This is a genomic window from Actinotignum urematis, assembly GCF_051264595.1.
In the GTDB taxonomy this organism is placed as follows: Bacteria; Actinomycetota; Actinomycetes; order Actinomycetales; family Actinomycetaceae; genus Actinotignum; species Actinotignum timonense_A.
On sequence record NZ_JBOZBG010000002.1, the window covers coordinates 24,426 to 46,596 of the forward strand.

Genomic DNA, 22,171 nt, shown 5'->3' on the forward strand with positions numbered 1-22,171 from the left:
ATCTCAGTGGAGTTTTCTGTATCTGCAGGTGTCACTCTTGATTTTTATTTCTTTGGAGGTCTTATGTTTCTTCCTTTTAGTGCTGCGGCGCCCACGATACAGCGAGCTTTGCGAAAAATGAGTAAATATCCGCGCGAGCCGCGGGTGTTTTCTCAAGCTAAGATTTGGATTACTGTTGGTTGGCCGGGCTTAATTGTTATGGCTATAACTGTTATTGCGTTAGCAACCGCTGATGAGGCGAATCGTCCTGATGATGCCACACTCGGAATTATTTGTTGCTCCGGCATGATGGTCCTTTTTTCATGGTTTCTGTGGATGGGGTACAAGCGGCGTTTTGGTGTAGATGATCAAAAAGTGTGGTCCAGTTTTGCGCCGGTCTTTTATCGGGAGATTTATTTCTCGGAGATAACACGGGTGACCTTCACGGGGGTATCTTTCGGAGTCTTTGCGCATAATAAGAGCCCTCTTGCTTTGGGTATCAATCGCTTTGACTACACGCTTGCTTATTTGCGGATTCTTGAGGAGATGCGGGCGCGGCGTTTTACGGTTGGGAAGATTGAGCCGGATGATCCGCACTGGCCGGAGGCGTGGCAGGAAATGCGTAATCGGCTTGCGGCCGAAGCGTATCGGAACCACCAAAACTACTATGACTCCCACCCGGCAGAATTAGAAGAGCTTGACGCATTAGCGGTAGGTCGATTTCTTACCCCAAACCCGATCCCACAGCCTCCTACTCAAAGTGGATACTAAGGAAATCAGCCTTAATCCTTGAACCGCCGCCCCACCGCGAGTGCTAATCCGGCTCCGCCCAGCAATGCCGCGAGCACCAGGCTCGCAGTAGAACTCGCTCCGGTGCGTTGCAATGAGGTTGGGCGCGGCGTGGGCATGTTCACCGGCGGGCGCGGCGTGCTTACCGAAGGCGGTGCGCTGGGAACGCTCGGAGTGCTCGGGACCGTGGGGGTGCTGATAATAGCCGGCGCGGTGGGTGTAGGCGGCGCGGGCGTGGACGGCGTCGGGCTGGGAACGCTCCGGTCGCTAGGCTCCGGTTCCGGTGAAGATGACGGTTCCGGTGAAGACGACGGCTCCGGGGACGGCTGCTCGCATAGCGTGATCACCGCGGCGGCTTGATCGCAACCGTCCTCCCCAATGCCGCTCAGGTCATACGTGACCGCGGGGTTAGCGTAGAGAGCATAGGTGTAGGCGTACCAATCGCCCGCACCCAACGCGCCCTCAATATCGGTCCCGATAAGATCGCTGCGCCCGCTTTCCTTCGTGGCGAGGCACTGCGGCGAACCGGTCAACCCGGCATCCGTCACCCGTTCGCGCGCAGCCGCATTGACCGCCGGGTCGCTGAGCGAATACGTGGGTAGATCACCCATGCGGCCCCACTCGAATTCCTGTAGGCTCTGGCAGCCCTCGAGATACGATCCGGGACCGCCACCTTCCTGGGAACATTTCCACAGCTTATTTGTGGCTCGCACCGGAAGCACGGTCACCTCCGATTGCACCGCCACATCACCTTCCACCCGGAGCGTGTAGATACCCGGACCGTGTAACCCGAAAGAATATTCGTCGTACAGGGCCATATTCCCGACCACGCCGTCGTAGGCCTGGTACGACGGCGGATCTGTGGACACGGCTCTATCGGCCTTCATATGCCACACACCCAGATTCATATCCTCGAAATCCGGCCCGATATGGGGATACCAGGGGAAAGTTTCGGGGTCCCGGCCGGGATTGAGCTCGGGATCGACAATGACCGCGCCTTCCTCACCCCGGCGTACTTCCCAGATGGGCAACTCCTGATTCACGGGAACGGTGGGAACCGTCCAGCGCGTCTCCCAATCGAAATCAGGTTGCGTCAGGCGGGCCTCGAGAGCGGCATGGTCCGGAACACTGGTGACCGTCAATGTGACGTTCTCCAGCACCGTGGGGACGAAAACAGCCACCCCTTGCGCGCTTTGGATATGGTCCGAGGAACCCAGCAGACGGGCTACCTGAACCGTGTAGCTCACATGGGCGACGTCGCCCACCTTCTCCACGCACGTATCCCCGCCGCGGCAATTCACCCCGCCACCGGTAGGATTCACGACGTTTCCGATAACGGTGCGGCTCGGGTCAGGCCCGCCGGCTTTCGCGGTGGCGGGAAGGAAAATGCCGGTGCCGGCCAGCGCGGCGGCAAGGGCGAGACGCCCCCAGACACATGCGTGATTAGCCATGGGTACCCCGTGGAAAATATGTTCCCGATGCGGTTTCGGCTATGACGCCGCATCGAGAAAGGCGTGATATGCGGGTAAATAGTCCGCACCTAGTTTCATACTACGCCTTAGTAAATTAATATGCGCGGGTTTTTAGGGTAGCCGCCAATCAACCGGCGCGGCACCCTGCTCGGCAAGAAGTGCATTGGCTCGCGAGAAAGGCTTGGAGCCGAAGAAGCCGCGGGATGCTGAAAGCGGTGACGGGTGCGGGCTGGCAATCACCGGGGTAGCGCCCAGTAGCGGGCGTAACTCTTGAGCATTACGGCCCCACAGAATCGCCACCAGGGGCTTGCCGCGCGCCGCGAGAGTGCGGATCGCGTGATCGGTGACCTTTTCCCAGCCGCGCCCGCGATGGGAATTGGCGTTATTCGGGGTCACGGTCAGCACCCTGTTGAGGAGCATAACGCCCTGTTCGCACCACGGCGTGAGGTCACCGCTGCTGGGAAGCGGGGCGCCAACGTCGTCGTGCAATTCTCGGAAAATATTGACGAGCGAGCGCGGCGGGGCCACATTCGGCGCCACACTAAAGGAGAGCCCCACCGCATTCCCGGGAGTGGGGTAGGGGTCCTGACCCACGATGAGCACCTTGACGGCATCAAGGGGATACGTGAAAGCACGCAGCACATTCTTGCCCGCGGGAAGATAGCCGCGCCCGGCCGCGTTCTCCTCGCGTAAGAACGTCCCCATCTCGTGAATGATAGGTTCAACAGGGGCAAGAGCCCGCGCCCAATCGGGGCTGATGATCTCGGAAAGAGGCTGCATAGTGTCAGAGTACCGGAGTGAAGAACCTCCTTTTGCGGAAGCGCCCCGCGAAGGCGGGCGCGGAGAAGGGGATTCCGCGCGCCGTGAGCGGGAGGCTGCCTGGGAAGAGTTCCTGCGCGGTGCCGGGCCTGCATTGCACGACGACGAGCTGCGCGTCCTCACCACGGAGATGCGCTGGCGGGCCGCGTACCGCACGAAAACCGAGGCAATTCGGGCGCTCGGCATGACTCCCACCCGCTACTACCTGATCCTTTCCGGGATTCTCAATAACCCGCGCGCTGAAGTGGAGTATCCGGATGTGGTGCGCGCTATTACCCGCTTGCGGGATTTGCGCGATAAAGAACGCGGCGGTCGCGGCGGAAAACAGCTAGGCTAGCCGTGTGGCAGGAAAGTACCCAGTAGACGAATTTGATATCGCGGCGCGCCAGCGCACAACCCGCGGGGCTCACCGCAAGCGCGAATCCTCGGTGAAGTGGTGGATCGCGCTTATCGCTATCCTCATTCTCGCCCCGGCTCTCGGGTACGGCATTGTCAAAATGAACCAGATTTCAGTAGCGCCGCCCTCCCAGAAACCGAGCGTGAGCGCACCGGCCCAGTCCGCAACGCCGGCGCCCGAAGCTGGTACCGAAGGTGCGGGGGCGGAAAGTAGCCAGGCGCCCGCGGCGCAGGCTCCAAACCCCGCGGAAGCCGCCTCACCTTCGACTTCCCCCACTCCGGCCGCTGAGGTGGATCACAGCCGTTCCACCCTCATCCTCAACGCCTCCGGAATTTCCGGATATGCCGCGGCCCACCAGAGCCAGCTCACGGAGGCTGGCTTTACCGCCACCTCCATCGGTAACTACCAGCACGCCGCCCCGGCCCACTCTCAGATTTTCTATCCGGCGGCCGCCGATCTGCCCACGGTGGAGGCCATCGGTGCGGAACTGGGGATCACTGATTTCGTTGAAAATGCCAGTGCCAGCGGGGATAGCATCGTCGTTGTGCTGGCGGGAGATACCCGCGGCTAAAGAACCGCGCGCGAAGATTCCCGGCTTCGCCAGCCGCTAAAAGTTGAGCGTATTCCGCTCAAGTTTTCGGGGCGGTAATCCGGGGTGAGGTGCGCGGAATTGCGGGCATATCGCGCTTTTCTAGCGGGTGGCTGCTGCGTCGTCGTACCTGAACCAAAGCTTGCACTCGAGCCGTGAGAGTGCCAGAATCTCTGTTAGCACTCCGAGTATGTGAGTGATAAGTCCACCTGGTTGGTGAGGCTGACCGTGAGCGAAGAAAGGCTTCGCGCGGAAGGCCGTCCGTCGCGGGCACCGGCCACAGTGATTCTGGAGGAATATCGCATGGCAAAGACCATTGCTTTTGATGAGGAAGCACGCCGCTCCATGGAGCGCGGCCTCAATCTCCTCGCGGACACCGTCAAGGTGACGCTGGGACCCAAGGGCCGTAACGTCGTTCTCGATAAGAAGTGGGGCGCCCCCACCATCACGAATGACGGCGTGTCCATCGCCAAGGAAATTGAGCTGGAAGATCCGTACGAGCGCATCGGTGCTGAGCTCGTCAAGGAAGTTGCCAAGAAGACTGACGACATCGCCGGTGACGGCACCACCACCGCGACGGTTCTCGCGCAGGCTCTCGTGCAGGAAGGCCTGCGCAATGTGGCCGCCGGCGCCAACCCCATCGCGCTGAAGAAGGGCATCGATACCGCGGTTAAGGCCGTGACCGAACGCCTCCTCGCGGACGCGAAGGAAGTTGATACCCGCGAAGAAATCGCCTCCACCGCCGCTATTTCGGCCGGTGACCAGGAAATTGGTGAGGTCATTGCCGAGGCCATGGATAAGGCCGGCAAGGAAGGCGTTATCACCGTAGAAGAGTCCTCCGGCCTGGAGCTGGAGCTTGAGCTCACCGAAGGTATGTCCTTCGATAAGGGCTACCTCTCCCCCTACTTCGTGACCGACGCCGAGCGTCAGGAAGCCGTTCTGGAAGATCCCTTCATCCTCTTCGTGGATTCGAAGATCTCCAACCAGAAGGAACTCCTCCCGGTTCTCGAAAAGGTTATGCAGGCGGATCGCCCGCTCCTCATCATCGCTGAGGATGTGGAATCCGAAGCGCTGGCCACCCTCGTGGTCAACAAGATTCGCGGCACCTTCCGCTCCGTGGCCGTCAAGGCTCCGGGCTTCGGTGATCGCCGCAAGGAAATGCTTCAGGATATGGCCATCCTCACCGGCGGCCAGGTCATCTCTGAATCGGTTGGCCTCAAGCTTGAGAACACCGATCTCACGCTCCTCGGCCGCGCCCGCAAGGTGGTTGTCACCAAGGAAAACACCACCATCGTGGACGGCGCTGGCGACCAGGAGCAGATCGACGGGCGCGTTTCCCAGATCCGCACCCAGATCGAGAACTCCACCTCCGAATACGACACCGAGAAGCTCCAGGAGCGCCTGGCCAAGCTTGCCGGTGGCGTGGCGATTATCAAGGCCGGTGCGGCTACCGAGGTAGAACTCAAGGAACGCAAGCACCGCATCGAGGACGCCGTGCGTAACGCCAAGGCAGCCGTGGAAGAAGGCACCGTCGCCGGTGGTGGCGTGGCTCTTATCCAGGCCGGTAAGGAAGCTTTCGCTGACCTCAAGCTCGAGGGCGATGAAGCAACCGGCGCTGCCATCGTGCGCTACGCTATCGAAGCTCCGCTCAAGCAGATCGCCAGCAACGCCGGTCTCGAGGGCGGCGTGGTGGCCGAGAAGGTCCGCAACCTCCCCAAGGGCGAGGGCCTCAACGCGGCCACCGGCGAATACGTCAACCTCATGGAGGCGGGCGTTATGGATCCGGTCAAGGTGACCCGCTCGGCACTGCAGAACGCGGCGTCCATCGCGGGCCTCTTCCTCACCACCGAAGCCGTGGTGGCGGACAAGCCTGAACCGCCGGCTCCGGCCGCGCAGGGTGATGGCGGCATGGGCGGTATGTACTAAACCGCAAAGCTAAGGTGCTAACCGTCAGGGTGGCGCGCTTTCCGAGTGGAGGGCGCGCCACCCTTGGCATATACGGAAGTGCAGACAGGCCCGGCCCGCAGTGCGCAGGGCCTGTCCGTAGCGCGGGTCCTGTCCGTAGGCCGCATGCTATCGATTTCGGCCGCACGCGTATATCCGGCCGGGCCTACATATCCGGTTCGCGCTCGATACCGTGCGTGGGGGAGGGATCGGCGGGCCGGGCCACAATATCTCCCTCGGGATCATCTTCGATCAGCGGCGGGATAGTATCCGTGTAACGCGGGGTACGCCGGGGCGCGCCCTCGCGTTCCTTCTCTTTCCACACCTCGGCCTGGGCACGATCCGCGAGCGGGGAGTCGATATTCTCCGCCAGCGCTAGTGCCTCATCGCGTTCCTTTTCGGCCGCCCGCCGCCGCTCATTAATTTTATTGAGCATGGCCTGGGAAACTTCTTCGCGCTGGCGCTTGCGGAGCTGCTCGGCGCTCAGCTGCGGCTCACTCACGTCCGTCACCGGCCCGGTGGGGATCACCCGCGTGACCTCGCCGGAATCCTCCTCCGGAATACGTGCTTCCACCGCTTCCAACGTCGAGGTTTCGGTGCGAGCATCGCGGTAGGGCTCAGCCCCGGCCGGCGTTACGGGTGTGGCCAGCGATACGGGCGCGGCTGGCGCGGTGAGAGGTGGCAGCGCCGTCGTACCTAAATCCGTATCGCCCGGGCGCGTAACGTCTGCCGTGCGCGCTACCTCTCCGCTCCGCGTAGTCTCCCCGCTGTGCGGCCCATCGGCCGGTGCCGTCGCCTCCGCGGGGCGCTCGGGCTCCGCCAGGCGCTTGCGCAGCTTCGCGGCCTCCGCCTGCAAATTCTGGCGCGCCGCATCCTCCCATTTTTGGCCCTCGGGCGTATAAAACAAATGCTTGCGCTCCAGCAGCTTCGCCACGATTTTTTCGCGCCCGCGCCAGAAACTCTCATCGGGAATATGCGGGTATTCCTCGCGAATTGCCTGGGTATAGCGCCGGTAGCTCTGCGGGGAGGAAGCCAAAATCGCCAGGTGTGCATCACGCAGCACCATAATGTCAATATCCTGTTCGGCGGTCCCCAGGCTGGTCGCCGGGGCGCGCCCCATGACCGGCATAGCGGTAAGCGCGGGAGCTTTCATGCCCCAAATCAATTCGGCCACCCGGCGCGCAGTTTCCGCGGCGATACCCAGCTGCGTCAGCTCATTTTCGGCCGTGCGCGCCGAGAGCAGCTCATCTTCACCCCCGCGTTTCGTGTAGACGCGGTAGCGCGACGTCGAAAAAACCACCCCGTGGTACCAGGCCGCAAGCCGCACAGTATCCGGGTGATGCGTTTCGTTAATGAGTTTTTCCACGTTGGCGAGCATGGCCGTGAGGTGGTGAATATCGTGGAAGATGCGATCAGGTTCCGACCAGCGCCCCAGCACCGACGCGCACGTCGCCTGAATCTCCGCGCTGGACGCGGTCGCCCCCAGCCCCGTCACTGCCTTCTCGAAAGAAACCGGCAGCCACGAAGGAACGGACATATTTCCTCCCACCGTGGTGCGCACCCGCGGCGAACTTTTCGCCAGGGGACGACGACGCACGTCGCCCTCCGCACTCAAACGCAACTGATTCTAATCATGCCCCGGCCCGGGTGGGGACACTTTGGGCCTTTTCGCACCTCAGGACCGCAGCGGAGGCGGACGGGTAGGACCTTGTTTGACCGCGGGTAACGCCGCGGACCCTCCACTTTTCGCCCAGCTGAACGCGATAACCGGGCCGGCGAGGTGCACGGGCGCGGCCGGTGCACTAACGTAGAGACGTGATATCTGACGCAGCCTTCTCCGCCTCGCCCACCGCCGGCCGGCCCCGGGCGCTGGTGACCGGGGGAAGTTCCGGTATCGGGCTCGCTTTCGCCCGCCAGCTCGCCGCGCGCGGATACGCGCTGGTCCTGGTGGCGCGCGGGGCAGCACGCCTGAACGCCGTTGCCGAAGAATTCCGGGAGCGGGGCGTGGAATGCGAAACGATGTGTTGCGATCTGGGTGCGGGCAACGACGTCGCACGCCTGTGCAGCTACCTAGCTGACCATGCTGTTGATGTGGTGGTCAATAATGCCGGGGCGGGCCTTTACGAGAGCCTCGTGGATGGGGATATGGACCGGATCGAGGCCGCGGCGGCCCTCATGGCGGGGGCACCGGTACGGATCGGCGCGGCAGCCACAGCGGCAATGGCGCGCCGCGGGCGGGGCGCTCTCATAAATATCGCCTCGGTGCAGAGTTTTGTTCCCATGGGTGCCTACGCGGCCCTCAAATCCTTTGTGCGAGTATGGTCCGAATCCTTGGCTGTGGAATTGCACGGTAGTGGAGTGACGGTCACCGCGGTCCTGCCCGGATGGGTGCGTTCGGATTTCCACCGCAACTCGGGCGGGAAACGCTCCGGGGTTCCCGATGTGCTCTGGCTCGAACCCGATACGGTGGCGCGGGCCGCGCTTGCGGCGGCCGCGCGCGGAAAAGTCCGCTGCACCCCCACGGTGCGCTACAAGATTATTGGTTTTCTCGCGGAAAAGGGCCCGCGCTGCGCGGTAAACTGGGTGGCAAGGAAAATTAACGGCAGTGGGCGAAAGGCGGACCGCGGGTGAGCGAGCTCGAACCGATCGATCCGTATTTGGATGACTCCAAAGCCCGCCGCCGGCATCGGGTGCGCCGTGCCCTCACAAAACCGGTCATGTCCACGATCCTCCGGCCCACCGTGCTGGGAGAAGAAAATATCGAGAACCTGGACGGCGCATTTATCCTGGTGCCGAACCATTCCTCGCACCTGGATGCTCCCATGATTTTCTCGCTGCTCCCCGATAAACTCACCGAGCGGTTAGCCACGGGGGCGGCCGCGGATTATTTCTATCGCCGCCGCGGCATCTCCAATCTCACCTCGTTATTCTTTAATACCTATCCTATTGAGCGCGGTAAAAAGCCCACGGGTAAAGCCGGTTCGGAATACCAGCCCGGCCGTGCCAAAGGGATGACAGGCCGCCTGCTAGCAGCGGGTGTTCCAATTCTGATTTTCCCGGAAGGTACGCGTTCACGTACAGGGGAGCTCGGTACTCCGAAGGCGGGTGCCGCGGCCCTCGCCCAGCGTTTCAATGTTCCCATTGTCCCGATTGCCATGTCCGGCGGGCACGAAGTTATGCCGGTGGGTGCGGTGCTCCCGAAATTCCGCGGCGAAGTCTTTTTGTTTATCGGCCGGCCCATGTACGGTCTCGCGGAGGAAGACCCGGCAGATTTTATGGGCCGAGTTTTCACCGCCATCCAGATGATGCTCGAGCAGAAAAGCGCGCACCCGCTCACCCCGGAAGGCACCAGTCCTTTTGACGCGGCGCAAGCCGGTCAGGCTCCCACTGCGGGTGCGGCGCCCGAAGCGGGCGATCCGAGCGAGGCCGGCGAGTTTCCGGAAACTGAGTAACTGCTTGGAACCTGAGTAGCTCGCTTAGCTGGGCGATGCCGGATTCTGGCACGGCTCGGTGGGAGCGGGGAAGGTGAGCTGCACCGTGAGCCCACCACCGGGGGTTGTGAGCGCCCGCGCGGTACCGTGATGCGCGGCCATAATAGCGGCAACGATGGCCAAGCCGAGCCCGGAACCACCAGATTCGCGCGAACGTGAATAATCCGGGCGGTAGAAGCGCTCGAAGATGCGCTGGGAATCCGCTTCGGAAATACCGGGGCCGTGGTCGCGCACTTCAATAGTGGGCTGGCCTTCCGCGATGCCTACCGCCACTTCCACCGGGCTGGCTTCCGGGGCGTGCGCGAGCACATTAGAAAGCAGATTTGCGATCACCTGGGTGATGCGATCCGCATCCCCGTGTACCTCCACCATCGCGGGCGGTGGGGTGCTCCCATCCAAAGCAACCACCGTGGCGGTGCGCTGCGGGGCACGCACCCGGAAATCAAGGATGGCGTTATCGGCCAGCTTGGCAAGATTGACACAATCGAGGTTAAGGGGGCGATTTTCGTCCAGGCGGGCCAGCTGGAGCAGATCCTCCACGAGCCCGGCCATTCGGTTGGCTTCCGATTCCACTCGCTCCATCGCTTCGGGGACACGCTCGGGGGGAACTCCGCCCAGGCGATACAGTTCGGAATACCCGCGGACGGTTGCTAGCGGGGTGCGTAATTCGTGGGAGGCGTCCGAAACGAAGCGCCGCATTTTTGCTTCCGAGCGTTCCTTTTCCGCGAAGGCGTGCTCGATTTGGGCGAGCATAACGTTAATGGATTTAGCGAGCATCCCAACTTCGTCGTCGTCCTGACCGTGCGGAACACGTTCGGCTAGGTGCCCTTCCGCAATGGTGTGCGTAGCTGCTTCGATATCACGCAGGGACCGCAAGGTACGCGATACCAGACCGGTCACGGCCAGTCCGGCCGCCAGCACGGTCGCGAGTCCGGCGAGCACAAAAATAAGGCGTAGTCGCGCAATCGTAAACTCGATCGGCCCGAGTGGCTGGGCGATGATGATGTTCCCGGTAATGAGGCCGCCGGTGGAGGCCGGGCTAATGGGGTGAACCAGTACCCGCCAATCCGAGCCGTACAGGGTGGAAGGAACCGTTACGGGCTCTTCGGAACCCAGGCTGGCAATACGGTCAAGTTCGCGCGGGTAGCCGAATTCTTCTACGGCCCCCGGATTGGGAAGTTCGTAGGTGGTTACCTCGCGCTGCCCGGCAATACCCCAATTGACCCGCACGAAGAAATCGGAGAGGTTGAGGGGGGAGGACTGGCTGGCACCGGGCAGCTCCTGGAGGAACATCCGCTCCACCGAGCGTGCATTCGTGGTCAAATCCTGGTCGATAGTGGAGACTAGGTATTGCTTGAGAAGGGTGACCGAGGCGAAACCCAAAAAGGTTGCCGCGGTGCCCACCAGGATGACGAACGCGATAATGAGGCGGCCGGCCAGGGTGCGGGCCGGCCGCAGCGCGCGCCGGAAAACTCCGCCGCGGTGGTTGCGCGCGGGAGATTCGGTTGCCGGGTTGCCGGGCTGCGCGGGGCGGCTCGGCAACGGCGGAGCCCCCGCGCTTTCCGGGGGGAGCGGATCGTGACGTTGGGTCATAACCGAATGCTATTTGGAAGCACGCAGAACGTAGCCGATGCCGCGGCGAGTGTGGATGAGAGGAACGAGGTTGCGGGCCTCTTCCGGATCGGTGATCCCCAGGGCTTCCGGGGAATCAATTTTGCGCCGCAAATAGGAAATATAGGATTCCACGATGGAAATCTCGCCCTGCCAGTTGTAATCCCATACATGGTCGAGGATCTGTGATTTAGAAACCACTCGTTCGGCATTAATAATGAGGTAGCGCAGCAGCTTGAATTCTGTGGGGGAGAGCTCCACCGGCCGGCCGGCGCGCGTGACCTCATAGGAATCTTCGTTCATTTCCAGGTCCGCGTAGCGCAGCACCGCCGATTCGGTTTCCTCCGGGCTGGTGCGCCGCAGCACCGCGCGAATACGTGCCACCACTTCCTCCAGGGAGAAAGGCTTGGTGATGTAGTCATCCCCGCCGACCGTCAGACCTTGGACTTTGTCTTTCACATCATCGCGGGCGGTGAGGAACAGCACCGGGAGATCATGGTCGCGTTCGCGCAGCCGGCGCAGCACCTCAAAGCCATCCATGCCCGGCATCATGATATCGAGGACGGCCAGGTCCAGGTGCTGATTTTGCTGGTGAGCGAGGGCTTCCGCGCCATCGGCGGCGGTGTACACAGCGAATCCGGCGAACCGGAGAGAAACGGAAAGAAGTTCGCGAATCGAGGGCTCATCATCAACAACGAGGATGGCCGCTTCGGGAGTGTGCTCGGTAGGCGTCATAAAACTAAGGAAACTCGAGCTTTCTGAAAGCTTCCTGGAAGTTTGCGGGAAGCGAAAGGAAAGAGGTGGGAGGGAGAGGGGAGGAACGACGACGCCGCGGGCCGGGGTGGCAGCGCCACCCCGGCCCGGGAAGCCACGCGGAGCTTGGGCTACACAGGCGCATATGACTTGCGCCCGCGCCCGATGCGGGATAGTCCCCGCGCGGGATATTCCCCGTGCCGGAGAGCCCGGTACTTTAGTAGCTGGTGAAGTCCCGGCCTTCGATTTGCTCGGGCGCTTCCCCGCTCTTGAGGGCGGCGAGGCGCGCTTCGATTTCTGCGTCGTCGGAATGATCCTCCAATTCTGCGAATTGATCAGCCAAGCTCAGGGAGGCGACTTCGGCCTTGCCCTGCGCCAGGGCTTCCTGGCGGCGGACCCGCTCTTCGAAACGGGCCAGCTCACTGGTGGGATCCAACACGTTGATCGAGGAGATGGCATCCTGCACCTGGCTTTGCGCCTGGGCGGACTTCTGGCGCGCCACGAGGGTATCGCGCTTGTTCTTGAGCTCGGTGAGCTTGTCCTTCATCTGGGTGAGCCCGGACTTGAGCTGCTCCACAACCTTTTCCTGGGAGGCGAGCATGGGTTCGGCGTCCTTGGCTTCGCGCTCGTATTGAATCTGCTTGCTCAGTGCCACTTTCGCGAGGTTATCCCAGTGGTTCGCACCTGCTTCATCGCCCTTGGTGCGCATCTCATCGGCGCGGCGCGAGGAGGCGATGGCTTTCTGCCCCCAGTCGCGGGCTGCTTTGATGTCCTCGTTGTAATCGGATTGTGCCAGGCGCAGATTACCCACGGTCAGGGCCACGGCATCTTCGGCTTCCGCAATGGAATTCTTGTAATCCCGCACCATCTGGTCGAGCATCTTCTGCGGGTCTTCGGCGCGGTCGAGGAGCGCGTTAATATTCGCCTTCGCCAGCTGGGTAATGCGTCCGAGGATTGTTTGTTTTTCAGCCATGATCAGCCTTTCTCTGTGTCGTCGAGTAGGAATGGTGTGATGAATAATGGATAAATAGTATCCGGGCGGGGCGCGATCAACGGACGCACGCGGCCACCGGTTTTAGAACGAACGGCTCCCTCCTCCCGCGGCGCCCCCGCCGCCAAATCCGCCGGAGCCACCTCCGAAACCACCGAAACCACCGAAACCGCCAGCACGCCCGCCGCCGAAGCCGGAGCCCCAACCGGAACTCCAGCCCGAATTGTGGCGGGATCCGCCCCCGGAGAGCGAACCGAGGAACATTCCGAGCAGCAGGCTACCTACGTCCCCACCGCCGTTATTGCCACCAAAACCACCGGAGCTGCGGGCGGACAGCGCCGCCTGGACCGCATCCGTGGCGCGCTGGGCATAGGATTCGGCCCGCGCGTAATAGTCACGCCGTTTAGCCAGGTCATCACTGGTATCCCCGGCTTGGAGGGCGGTACGGGCCGCTTCTAGCGGGGCACGTGCTTCGTTCCCGGTAGTCCAGCGGTTCTGCGACACCATGGCCTCCGCTCGCTGCACCGCGGCCTGGGCTCGCTGGCGATCCCGCTCCACTCCGGCTGCCTGGCGCCGGTAGTTTTCCTCCGCGTTCCGGGCCGGGGCGAGGGCGCCGTCCAGCGCACGTTCCGCCTCGGTGAGCTCCCGAATTCCGGCCAGCGGATCCACGCGCTCCCCGCGATATTTCTCCACCAGCGCCGCCGCCCGATCCCGCGCCGCCACCACCGGGGCATGATCCCCGCCGATGCGATGGGCATCCGCAATATCCGCCGAAATGGAGGAGATATGCTCGGCTAGCTGGGCGAAAGCACGATTAACAGATTCTTGGACGTTGGAAATCGCGCGGTAGCGTTCCGCAGCCTCATCCAGGGCCTGTTCTGCGATACGCACAAAAGGCACGGCCTGGTTGCGTTCGCCCCCGCTAAGGAGCCGATCAACCTGCCCGAGCGCATCCTCCGCCCCGGCCAGCAAGGACTCAATATCCGCGGGGTAGGTACGGAAAGTTGCCACCGCGCCCTCCCCGTAGCTCGCCGCCAGCGAGTCCAATTGCCGGGTAGCGCTGGGAAGATTAGTGCGAATATCCGCCGCGCCTTCGCGCACCCGCGCCGCGGCCTCGTCCACATTCGCGGCCAAATCACGCAGCCGGGAGAATTCTTCTTCCTGTTCGGTAATGGCCCGCTGCGCCTTGGCGGTCAGTTCCAGAATCGCGGTGTTATAGGCACGCACCTGCTCCGGGGTGTCGGGGATATCGTCGTCTAAGAGCTGGCGTTGGTTGAAAGCTTCTTGGAGATAGTGCTGTGCCTGCGCGAGCGCCTGGTCAAAGCCGCGCACTGAGTTCACCCCGAATTGCGCCCGCGCGAAATTGAGTTCCGCGGCGGCGCTGCGGACGCCGTCGTCGGTCGCTAAAAGCGCGGCTGCGGCACGTTTGCCGAGCGCGGCAAGATCTTCACGAATTTTATTTTCCGCCTGTTTGCGTTTGCGCGAACGCACGAAAACAACGGCCCCGATAATAACGACGACGACGCCGCCCCCGAGCGCCACACCGGCCCAATTCGTTTCTTCCCCTTGCGCCAGCTCCCGGGTGTAGGCGAGGGAACCTTCCAGCCAACGGCCCTCCCGGAAGGCGGCGCGCACGTCGCTGGTAAAAGCGTTGTCCAGATCCGAGGCGGAGAAACTTGAGCGGCCGTAGGCGTAGCTGAACTGGCGGCTATCCACGGCCACGGCGATGAGGGTGGCATCGCTGGACAGCCCGGCGCGGTTGAACGTGTCGATGGGCCACTGGTCCGCGCTGGCGCCGTCGAACCTATCGACAAAAACGAAACGTACCGCGTAATCCGTCTCATCTTGGAGGCGGTTGAGGGAGGTGCGCAGCTGCTCTTCTTCCGTGGCGGACAGCACCTGGGCGTGATCCGTGACCGGATCAACGCTGGAGAGGGGTTCTTCCGCGGCGGCCAGCGGGCCGGAAAGTAGCAGGGCGCCCGCGAGCACTAATGTTCCAGCTATCCGGCGTGCGATCCCCATAATTTCAACCTTCCGTGCGCCCGGTGGTGATCACCGGGCTTAGCCCTCAAGTGGTGGACAGCACAATTTAACCACAGCATGCTGGGAGGGGGATGGGAAAAGGGGCCGGGGGCGTTCAGCCGGTAGCGTTGCCTGTGCCCGCGGGGGCGCTGGTAGAATGACGCTGGTGCTTCGCCCGACCGTGTGCGAAGCGTTTTTGCTAGAAATGAGAGTGTTGTGCCAACCGGAAAGGTTAAGTTTTTCGACGCCGCTAAGGGTTTCGGCTTTATTGTCAGCGATGAGGACGGTGCGCAGGTATTCCTGCCCGCCTCGGCCCTCCCGGAAGGGCTGACGCCGCGCAAGGGCCAGCGGGTATCTTTCGGGCTTGCCGATACGCGTCGCGGTCCGCAAGCACTCAATGTCGAACCCATGACCAAACTTGAATCGCTCGCGCGGAAGAATCGGCGTTCCCCGGAAGAAACGGTGGTGATCGTGGAAGATCTCATTCGGCTTCTGGACGGGGCCTCCACCCAGCTTCGGCGCGGCCGCTACCCGGAAGGGGGAGGGCAGATCGCGCGCGCCTTGCGTGCGGTTGCCGATGATTTTGATGCCTAAGAATGCCGAACATGCCAACTGCGCGGGGGAAGAATCCGCCGCGGTCCACTTTCCCGATGTGAGGGTAGAAGGACACGCGGATGAGGGCGCGGATATGGCGCGCCCGGAGGATCGCGTCGATGAAAATGTAGCGGTGGCACCCGATGATAAACGGGTGGAACCGCTCCCCGGCCTGCCCGAAGATCGAGTTCTCGCGGGGGCTGTTGATGAGGCGCGGGCAACCCTGCTCGCGGCCATCGCCGAACGTTTCGTGGGGGAGTACGCGGGATTCCTCGCTGAGGATACCCGGGTGGTCTCCTACCTCTTTACCTGTACTCATCCGGGTTATCACGGCTGGTACTGGAGTATTACGGTAAGCCGAGCGAGCCGGGCCCGCACCGTGACGTTTAACGAAATTGAGATGTTGCCCGGGGCGGGGGCTTTGCTGGCTCCGCGCTGGGTGCCGTGGAGTGAACGGCTGGCCAAGCTGGAAACGGAGAAAGCGCAGGCGCGGGCCGCCTCGGAAAAGGAACGTCAGGAATCGGTGCGGGCTGCTGCATCGGACAAAGCCGAGCGGGCTGAGCGCAGCGGCCGGCGCCGCCGGGTGCGGCGCAAGGTCACGGTGGCGGAAAGTGAAACCGCCAAGGTGGAAACGGAAACTGCCGGGGCGGAAACGGAAACCGCAGCAGCGGCAGAAGTGCCGGCGGTGGAAGTGGCAGCCCCGGTGGTGCGCCGCGGGCGCGGGCGGACCGTGGTGCGCGGATCGCGCGGGCGGCGCTACCAGGCCACCGGCGCCCTGAGCTAAAACAGGAGCAGCGGTGATGCGGATCCAAGGGCGGGCCAGAGATTACGCGTGGGGCGGCACCAGTGCGCTTCCCGCGCTCTTCGGTTACGCTCCGGCGGAAACCCGGGTGGCAGAAATTTGGCTCGGTGCCCACCCTGATGATTCAGCCCAGGTGATCAGCGCTGCGGATGCTCCACTCTTCGACCTGGCCCAGCTCTACCCCTCCGCACCCGCTGGCGAACACCGGATCGGGCGTGAAGATGAGGTGGGCGGGCGCAGGGGCGCCGTGGCGCGCACCCCGCGCGGGCGGTGGCGCGCGCGGCACCGGACTGGCCTGGCGCAAGGCGTGCGCACTCCGGATCGCTCGGAGCTCCCGGGTTGTTCGGGGCACGCGGAGCGTGCCGAAGAATCCACTACGTTCTTGGGTGCCGGTGGGCCGAGCCTGCGCGATCTTATCGCCCGGGCACCCGAGGAGATGCTCGGTGCGGATGTGGCGCGCCGGCACGGGGGCGAATTACCGTATTTGCTCAAACTCATTGCCCCGCATCAGCCGCTCTCCCTCCAGGTGCATCCCTCCCTTGAGCAGGCCCGCGCGGGGTTCGAGCGGGAAGAAACCGCCGGAATTGCCCGCACCGCTCCCCATCGTTCCTATCGGGATCGCAACCATAAACCGGAACTGGCCTATGCTCTCACGCCGTTTGAGGCTATCTGTGGGCTGCGCACGCCGCGCCGCATCGCTGAAGTGCTGGGTGGGCTCGGGCTGCCGCTCACGGATCGGCTTGCGGCTCTCGTGGAAGAACGCGGGGTGGGAGCGGTTTTCGCCGAGCTGCTTTCCGCGGGAACCCGCCCGGAACCCGCCCAGATTGCGCAGGTGGTGGCTGCTTGCGCCGCGCGTTTGGAGCGGGGCGCCTCGCCTTCCCCGCGTGCGGATCGCATCGTGGAAACCCTGGCGCAGTACTATCCCGGCGACCCGGGAGTGGTAGCTTCCCTCCTCATGAATCCCGTGAGTTTACGCCCGGGCGAAGCACTATTTATCCCCGCCGGGACAGTGCACGCCTACCTGTCTGGAACCGCGGTGGAAATTATGGCAGCCTCGGATAATGTGCTGCGCGCCGGCCTCACCCCGAAACATGTGGATGTGGAGGAATTGGTGCGGATTATGGACGACGCCGCAGTTCCGCCCATTCGCATCGCCCCCGAGCATATGAGCGAGGCGGTATCCACCTTCTATGTTCCCGTGGATGATTTTGAACTCTCGGTCGTTCATCTGCGCGATGCTACCTCCACGGAAAGGCTGCGCTCGCGCGGTCCGCGCACGGTGGTCTGCCTGGAGGGCGCGGTGGAAGTCTTTGCCGGAGGCCGGCGCGAACCGCTCAACTCGGGGCAGGCGATTTTTGTTCCGCACAGTGACGGGGAGCTGGCGGTACGAGGATTTGGCGACGTCGTCGTCGCATCTGTTCCGTAACGACCCGGGCCGTGCGCGTGGTGAAACGCCGTGCACGCGCAGCCGCGTGGCCGGACTCACGCGGGTGGCGGGGCGGGAGAAAACCGCGCCAGCGCGCCGTTTTCGCCCAGCAGGCGGCCAGTGTCTCGAAATGTGAGATGAAAAGGGTGAAAAAACGTCCAGATAATGAGACGTGCCTTGCGTGGGTGGTGACCGGGTTCAAGAATGAGTGCTGGTGGCGGTCAGGACCGCCCGAAAATCTGCGGATCACGCGCTCGCCTGGCGCGCAGCGGACCGCACGACTACCGAGGAGATCTTCGTGAGCGTAACTTCCACGCACGTCGAGACGAACCACAGCACAACCTCCGAGCCGAAGCGGGATTTTTTCCGGCTGCGCGAACGCGGGACCACCGTGGCCCGGGAAGTGCGCGGCGGGCTGGTCACCTTCGTGGCCATGGCCTATATTCTGGTTCTTAATCCAATTATTCTTTCTGGGCAGGATTCCACCGGAGCCTACCTGGGCGGCGGCACCGAGGGTCCGAACCTCCCGGCCATCGCTGCGGGTACCGCTATCGTTGCGGGTGTGATGACGCTGCTCACCGGCGTTATCGCGAATTTCCCGCTCGCCATGGCGGCCGGGCTGGGACTCAATACCATCGTCGGCGTGGTCATCGTGCAGATGCCCGGTATGACCTGGGCTGACGGTATGGGCATTATCGTCATCGAAGGTATCGTTATCACGCTGCTCGTGGTGACGGGCCTGCGTGAAGCTATTTTCCGGGCGGTGCCGAAGTTCTTGCGCACCGCCATTTCTGTGGGCCTGGGGCTCTTTATTACCCTGGTTGGGCTGGTCAATGCCGGGCTTATCCGCCCCGGCGCAGGTACCATCATGTCCTTCGGAATTAACGGTTCCATCGCCTCCTGGCCGCTGGCTGTCTTCGTTTTCGGTCTTTTCCTCACCGCGATCTGCCTGCTGCGCGGGGTTCCCGGCGCGCTCCTCATCGGCATCGTGTCCTCAACCGTCGCGGCCGTTATCGTCAATATTGTTGCCAAGCCCGGAAACGTGGCCGGCGGTGACGTAGCTGGCTGGAACGGTGGGGCACCCGCACTGAACGGCTCCCCGGTGCAGATCCCGGACTTCTCCACCCTCGGTGCTTTCTCCGTGGTGGGTCCTTTCCAGAAGATCGGCGTGATCTCCGTCGTGGTGCTGGCCTTCTCCGTGATGCTCGCCGACTTCTTCGACACCATGGGCACCATGGTCGCGGTGGCCTCTGAAGGTGACCTTCTCGATGAGGACGGCATGCCCTATCACACCTCCCGCATCCTGCTCCTCGATTCCATCGCGGCGCTGGCCGGCGGTATGGGCGGCGTATCCTCCAACACCTCTTTCGTTGAATCGACGACGGGCGTAGCTGACGGCGCGCGCACCGGCCTCGCCTCGGTGACCACCGGTGTGCTCTTCCTGCTCTCCATCTTCTTTGCCCCGCTCGTCACTCTGGTTCCTTCCGAAGCGGCCGCTCCCGCGCTGGTCGCGGTGGGCTTCCTCATGATGCAGCAGGTGACCGAGATTGATTGGGAAGATCTGAGCGTGGGTATCCCGGCCTTCCTTACCATCGCGCTCATGCCCTTCTCCTACTCCATTACGGTCGGCATCGGGGTGGGCTTCGTAGCCTTCGTCATCATGTCGGTGGCCGCCGGGAAGACCCGCCGCGTGCACCCCCTCATGTGGGGAACCTTCGTGGCCTTCGTGGTCTACTTCCTGCTCGATCCGATTCAGAAATTCTTGCTCGGCTAAGCACATCTCAGTTCTGCGCAGCACTGTGGCTGCCAGCTCAATCACGCAGGGCCTACCCGCACGGGTGGGCCCTGCGTGCGTCGTCGTACCATTTTCGCCGGTGAGACAAACGTGAGCTTCGCCCGGCCGTGCGTGATAAACTCACCGCAGATAGCGCAACTGCGAGCTCGCCGCGCCCGCCGGCCGCTATGGATATCGGATTTTTCTGCAGGGGGCAGGATTTAGTGGGGCGTACATTCGCCAGTTTGAAGTACCGCAACTACGCTATTTGGTTCGCTGCCTCGTTGGTCGCCAATACCGGCGGGTGGATGCAACGCACCGCTCAGAACTGGCTCGTCATGAGCGACCTCACCAATAATGATGCTTTCGCCGTCGGTATTGTCACGGCGCTGCAATTCGTTCCCATTCCTTTTATTATGCCGTTGGCCGGAGCGCTCGCTGATCGCCTCGATAAACGCAAAATGGTGGTGCTCACCCAATTCGGAATGCTGCTCACCGCGGTGGCCCTGGGGGTACTGGTCCTCCTGGGCTGGGCGAATGTGCTGGTGGTCTGTCTTTTCGCCCTGGCCATCGGGGTGATTCAATCTTTCGATAATCCCCCGCGTCTCGTTTTTATTTCCGAATTGGTGCCTCCGCGCTGGCTACCGAATGCGGTGGGCTTGAATTCCATGTCCTTTAATATTGCGCGCCTGATCGGGCCCGCGCTGGGCGGCTTGCTTATTGGCATTATTGGGACCGGCTGGGTTTTCATTATTAACGGCATCATGTTCGGGGCTACCCTTATTGCGCTGGCGCTCATGCGCCCGGAAGAATTCCATCCGGCACCCCGCCCGGAAAAGAAGGTTTCCGCGATTCAGGGGACGATTGACGGCCTGCGTTACGTGGGCAACCGCTCCGATCTTCTCGTGATTTTCGCGGTGGTGGGCGTGGTTTCCTGCCTGGCCATGAACACCCCGCTCACCACGGTGTCCATGTCCACCATGGAATTCCACGCCGACTCCACCCAATTCGGCATTGTTTCTTCTATGGTCGCGGTTGGTTCGCTATCCGGTGCCGTGGTGGGGGCGCGGCGTACGAAGCAACCGCGTGTGCGCTCCGTGGTAGGAGCGGGCGTAGCTATGGGTATCGCGGTTACTGCCAATGCACTGGCCCCGAATTTGCTGATCTACACCCTCACCCTGGTGCCGGTCGGTTTCTTCATGCTCATTATGCTCACCGCCGCCAATGCCGCGGTGCAGATGTCCACTTCTCCGCAGATGCGCGGGCGCGTGGTCTCCCTCTACCAAACGGTCAACCAGGGCGTGACTCCGATCGGTTCCCTGGTGGTGGGCGGTATTTCCGGGGCAGCCGGGGCGCGCTGGGGTGTGGGCATTGGCGCGATTGGCTGCCTGGTGGCTACCGTGGGTGCCTACCTGTGGGGCCGGCGCAAATGGGATGTGGAAGTGCACTACCGGGTGCGCCATCCCTTCCAGCTGGAGATTCTTGGCCCGCTCGAACATGAAAATGAGGAGCGCGAAGCTGAACTACGGGCCAATCGCACCGGGCAAACGGATAGCGGGCAAAGTTTCACCGCGGAGGACCACGACGAAGTCGAGGCCGATCTTTTCGAACCTGAAGATGAAGCCCACGATGCCGAAACTGGGCATTCCCCGCAGCGCGCGGGCGGCTTAGAATGGCAAGATACGCATGAGGAACCGGATGTGGATGGGCACCCGAATGCCGCCCCCGCCGCTGAGACGAAGGAGACGCGCGATGAGTGATGACCTTGTTGATACCCGCGAAATGTACCTCAAAGCGGTCTACGAACTCGAAGAAGAAGGAATCGTTCCGCTGCGTGCTCGGCTCGTGGAGCGCCTGAGTCAATCCAAACCCACCGTCTCGGAAACTGTGGCACGCCTAGAGCGCGACGGCATGATGTACCTGGATACCAACCGCGCTATTGTCCTCACCAAGGAAGGCCGGCGCATCGCTACCAGCGTGATGCGTAAGCATCGGGTGGCCGAATGTTTCCTCCTCCACGTGCTCGGGATGCCCTGGGAACACGTCCACGCGGAGGCTTGCCGCTGGGAACACGTCATGTCCCGCGAACTAGAAGAACGCATTGCCCACGTGCTAGGGGAGCAGGGCTACGAGCTCAGCCACGATCCTTTCGGCAACCCGATTCCCGCGGAAAATTCCCTGGGCCCCGGCGCTGATATAGCCGCGCGAACCGGCCTGCTCGCCGTGGCGGATTACCTGGAGCGCAACCCGAGCGGTGGGAAAGTTACCATTGCGCGCATCGGCGAAGTGGTGCAAACCGACGACGACCTCCTCGAAGCCATGGCCGCGGCCGGCATTAAACCCGATGCTGCGGTGACCATCAGTGTTGAGGACGACGGCGATATCCTCGCCCACGGGGCAAGCGGAGTTCTTCCCCTGACTGACTGGATTCGCAAACACCTCCTCGTGCACGCCTGAGGCGGCCGGGCTGGAGGCGGTGCGCCTCGAGTGGCAATGAAAGCCGGATGATCGGCCTGACGGAGCGGTAGTGCGGCGTCGTCGTTCCCGTGGTCTCCACCACAGTTCGTCACCTCAGCGTGACGTAAGCCGCGAAAAAGTATATCAAAACGTTATAAACGGGTGCTGGGAAAAGCCTGATATCACGCGAAAAAAGTGGAGGAAAGGCCGGGAGATCGCCGTTTTAGGATGATAACGACCCTCCTGTGCCACTTGTTACAT

19 protein-coding genes are annotated in these 22,171 nt (G+C 62.6%); 12 read left to right on the forward strand and 7 right to left on the reverse strand.

Translation table 11 applies throughout. The annotated features are described in order from the left end of the window. Nucleotides 1-6 precede the first annotated feature (6 nt). Nucleotides 7-750, forward strand: coding sequence for a hypothetical protein (locus ACRQDJ_RS01365; RefSeq protein ID WP_435717734.1), 744 nt, complete (start codon nucleotides 7-9; stop codon nucleotides 748-750). A gap of 11 nt (nucleotides 751-761) precedes the next feature. Here ACRQDJ_RS01365 and ACRQDJ_RS01370 read toward each other — a convergent pair whose 3' ends face one another. Further along, nucleotides 762-2,219: a hypothetical protein gene (locus tag ACRQDJ_RS01370; protein WP_435717735.1), complete on the reverse strand. Its 1,458-nt coding sequence runs from the start codon at nucleotides 2,217-2,219 to the stop codon at nucleotides 762-764. Between the two features lie 132 nt (nucleotides 2,220-2,351). Beyond that, nucleotides 2,352-3,020 carry a uracil-DNA glycosylase gene (locus ACRQDJ_RS01375; RefSeq protein WP_274733378.1) on the reverse strand — a complete coding sequence of 223 codons (669 nt, stop codon included), beginning with the start codon at nucleotides 3,018-3,020 and terminating at the stop codon, nucleotides 2,352-2,354. Between the two features lies 1 nt (nucleotide 3,021). Between ACRQDJ_RS01375 and ACRQDJ_RS01380 the strand changes: the two genes are divergently transcribed. The 3 genes from ACRQDJ_RS01380 to groL all read left to right on the forward strand — a co-directional run bounded on the left by ACRQDJ_RS01380 (nucleotide 3,022) and on the right by groL (nucleotide 5,971). Continuing rightward, nucleotides 3,022-3,396: a DUF3263 domain-containing protein gene (locus ACRQDJ_RS01380; RefSeq protein WP_435717736.1), complete on the forward strand. Its 375-nt coding sequence runs from the start codon at nucleotides 3,022-3,024 to the stop codon at nucleotides 3,394-3,396. 4 nt (nucleotides 3,397-3,400) lie between these two features. Next, entirely contained in the window at nucleotides 3,401-4,027 is a 627-nt protein-coding gene (locus tag ACRQDJ_RS01385) for a LytR C-terminal domain-containing protein (protein ID WP_435717737.1), read from the forward strand. A 321-nt stretch (nucleotides 4,028-4,348) separates the two neighbouring features. Further along, on the forward strand, nucleotides 4,349-5,971 hold the full coding sequence (groL, locus tag ACRQDJ_RS01390) for a chaperonin GroEL (RefSeq protein WP_016443292.1): 1,623 nt from the start codon (nucleotides 4,349-4,351) through the stop codon (nucleotides 5,969-5,971). Between the two features lie 184 nt (nucleotides 5,972-6,155). On the opposite strand, the gene ACRQDJ_RS01395 is transcribed toward groL, so the two are convergent. After that, the gene (locus ACRQDJ_RS01395; RefSeq protein WP_435717738.1) at nucleotides 6,156-7,604 is read right to left on the reverse strand and encodes an HD domain-containing protein; all 1,449 of its coding nucleotides are present in this window, start codon (nucleotides 7,602-7,604) and stop codon (nucleotides 6,156-6,158) included. Nucleotides 7,605-7,804: 200 nt separating this feature from the next. Between ACRQDJ_RS01395 and ACRQDJ_RS01400 the strand changes: the two genes are divergently transcribed. Then, the gene (locus ACRQDJ_RS01400; protein ID WP_435717739.1) at nucleotides 7,805-8,620 is read left to right on the forward strand and encodes an SDR family NAD(P)-dependent oxidoreductase; all 816 of its coding nucleotides are present in this window, start codon (nucleotides 7,805-7,807) and stop codon (nucleotides 8,618-8,620) included. Further along, a complete protein-coding gene (locus ACRQDJ_RS01405; protein ID WP_435717740.1) occupies nucleotides 8,617-9,441 on the forward strand; it encodes a lysophospholipid acyltransferase family protein in 825 nt (274 codons plus the stop codon). The genes ACRQDJ_RS01400 and ACRQDJ_RS01405 overlap by 4 nt, the downstream gene beginning before the upstream one ends. Nucleotides 9,442-9,465: 24 nt before the next feature. On the opposite strand, the gene ACRQDJ_RS01410 is transcribed toward ACRQDJ_RS01405, so the two are convergent. From ACRQDJ_RS01410 to ACRQDJ_RS01425, 4 genes are all read right to left on the reverse strand, one after another. Further along, entirely contained in the window at nucleotides 9,466-11,073 is a 1,608-nt protein-coding gene (locus ACRQDJ_RS01410; RefSeq protein WP_279058556.1) for a sensor histidine kinase, read from the reverse strand. Between the two features lie 9 nt (nucleotides 11,074-11,082). After that, nucleotides 11,083-11,826, reverse strand: a complete 744-nt coding sequence (locus tag ACRQDJ_RS01415; RefSeq protein WP_435717741.1) for a response regulator transcription factor — start codon at nucleotides 11,824-11,826, stop codon at nucleotides 11,083-11,085. A gap of 235 nt (nucleotides 11,827-12,061) precedes the next feature. Then, nucleotides 12,062-12,817, reverse strand: coding sequence for a PspA/IM30 family protein (locus ACRQDJ_RS01420; RefSeq protein ID WP_435717742.1), 756 nt, complete (start codon nucleotides 12,815-12,817; stop codon nucleotides 12,062-12,064). A gap of 102 nt (nucleotides 12,818-12,919) precedes the next feature. Then, complete coding sequence (locus ACRQDJ_RS01425; protein WP_435717743.1) at nucleotides 12,920-14,857, reverse strand: TPM domain-containing protein; 1,938 nt, start codon at nucleotides 14,855-14,857, stop codon at nucleotides 12,920-12,922. Between the two features lie 216 nt (nucleotides 14,858-15,073). Between ACRQDJ_RS01425 and ACRQDJ_RS01430 the strand changes: the two genes are divergently transcribed. The 6 genes from ACRQDJ_RS01430 (at nucleotide 15,074) to ACRQDJ_RS01455 (ending at nucleotide 21,910) form a co-directional block, all read left to right on the forward strand. Beyond that, the gene (locus ACRQDJ_RS01430) at nucleotides 15,074-15,451 is read left to right on the forward strand and encodes a cold-shock protein (protein ID WP_016443284.1); all 378 of its coding nucleotides are present in this window, start codon (nucleotides 15,074-15,076) and stop codon (nucleotides 15,449-15,451) included. 58 nt (nucleotides 15,452-15,509) lie between these two features. After that, the gene (locus ACRQDJ_RS01435) at nucleotides 15,510-16,235 is read left to right on the forward strand and encodes a DUF3027 domain-containing protein (protein ID WP_274778296.1); all 726 of its coding nucleotides are present in this window, start codon (nucleotides 15,510-15,512) and stop codon (nucleotides 16,233-16,235) included. Between the two features lie 16 nt (nucleotides 16,236-16,251). Then, entirely contained in the window at nucleotides 16,252-17,679 is a 1,428-nt protein-coding gene (gene manA / locus ACRQDJ_RS01440) for a mannose-6-phosphate isomerase, class I (protein ID WP_435717763.1), read from the forward strand. A gap of 298 nt (nucleotides 17,680-17,977) precedes the next feature. Then, the gene (locus ACRQDJ_RS01445; protein WP_320757906.1) at nucleotides 17,978-19,453 is read left to right on the forward strand and encodes an NCS2 family permease; all 1,476 of its coding nucleotides are present in this window, start codon (nucleotides 17,978-17,980) and stop codon (nucleotides 19,451-19,453) included. Between the two features lie 224 nt (nucleotides 19,454-19,677). Then, nucleotides 19,678-21,213, forward strand: a complete 1,536-nt coding sequence (locus tag ACRQDJ_RS01450) for an MFS transporter (RefSeq protein ID WP_155875997.1) — start codon at nucleotides 19,678-19,680, stop codon at nucleotides 21,211-21,213. Then, nucleotides 21,206-21,910: a metal-dependent transcriptional regulator gene (locus ACRQDJ_RS01455; protein WP_435717744.1), complete on the forward strand. Its 705-nt coding sequence runs from the start codon at nucleotides 21,206-21,208 to the stop codon at nucleotides 21,908-21,910. The genes ACRQDJ_RS01450 and ACRQDJ_RS01455 overlap by 8 nt, the downstream gene beginning before the upstream one ends. The last annotated feature ends 261 nt before the right edge of the window (nucleotides 21,911-22,171 follow it).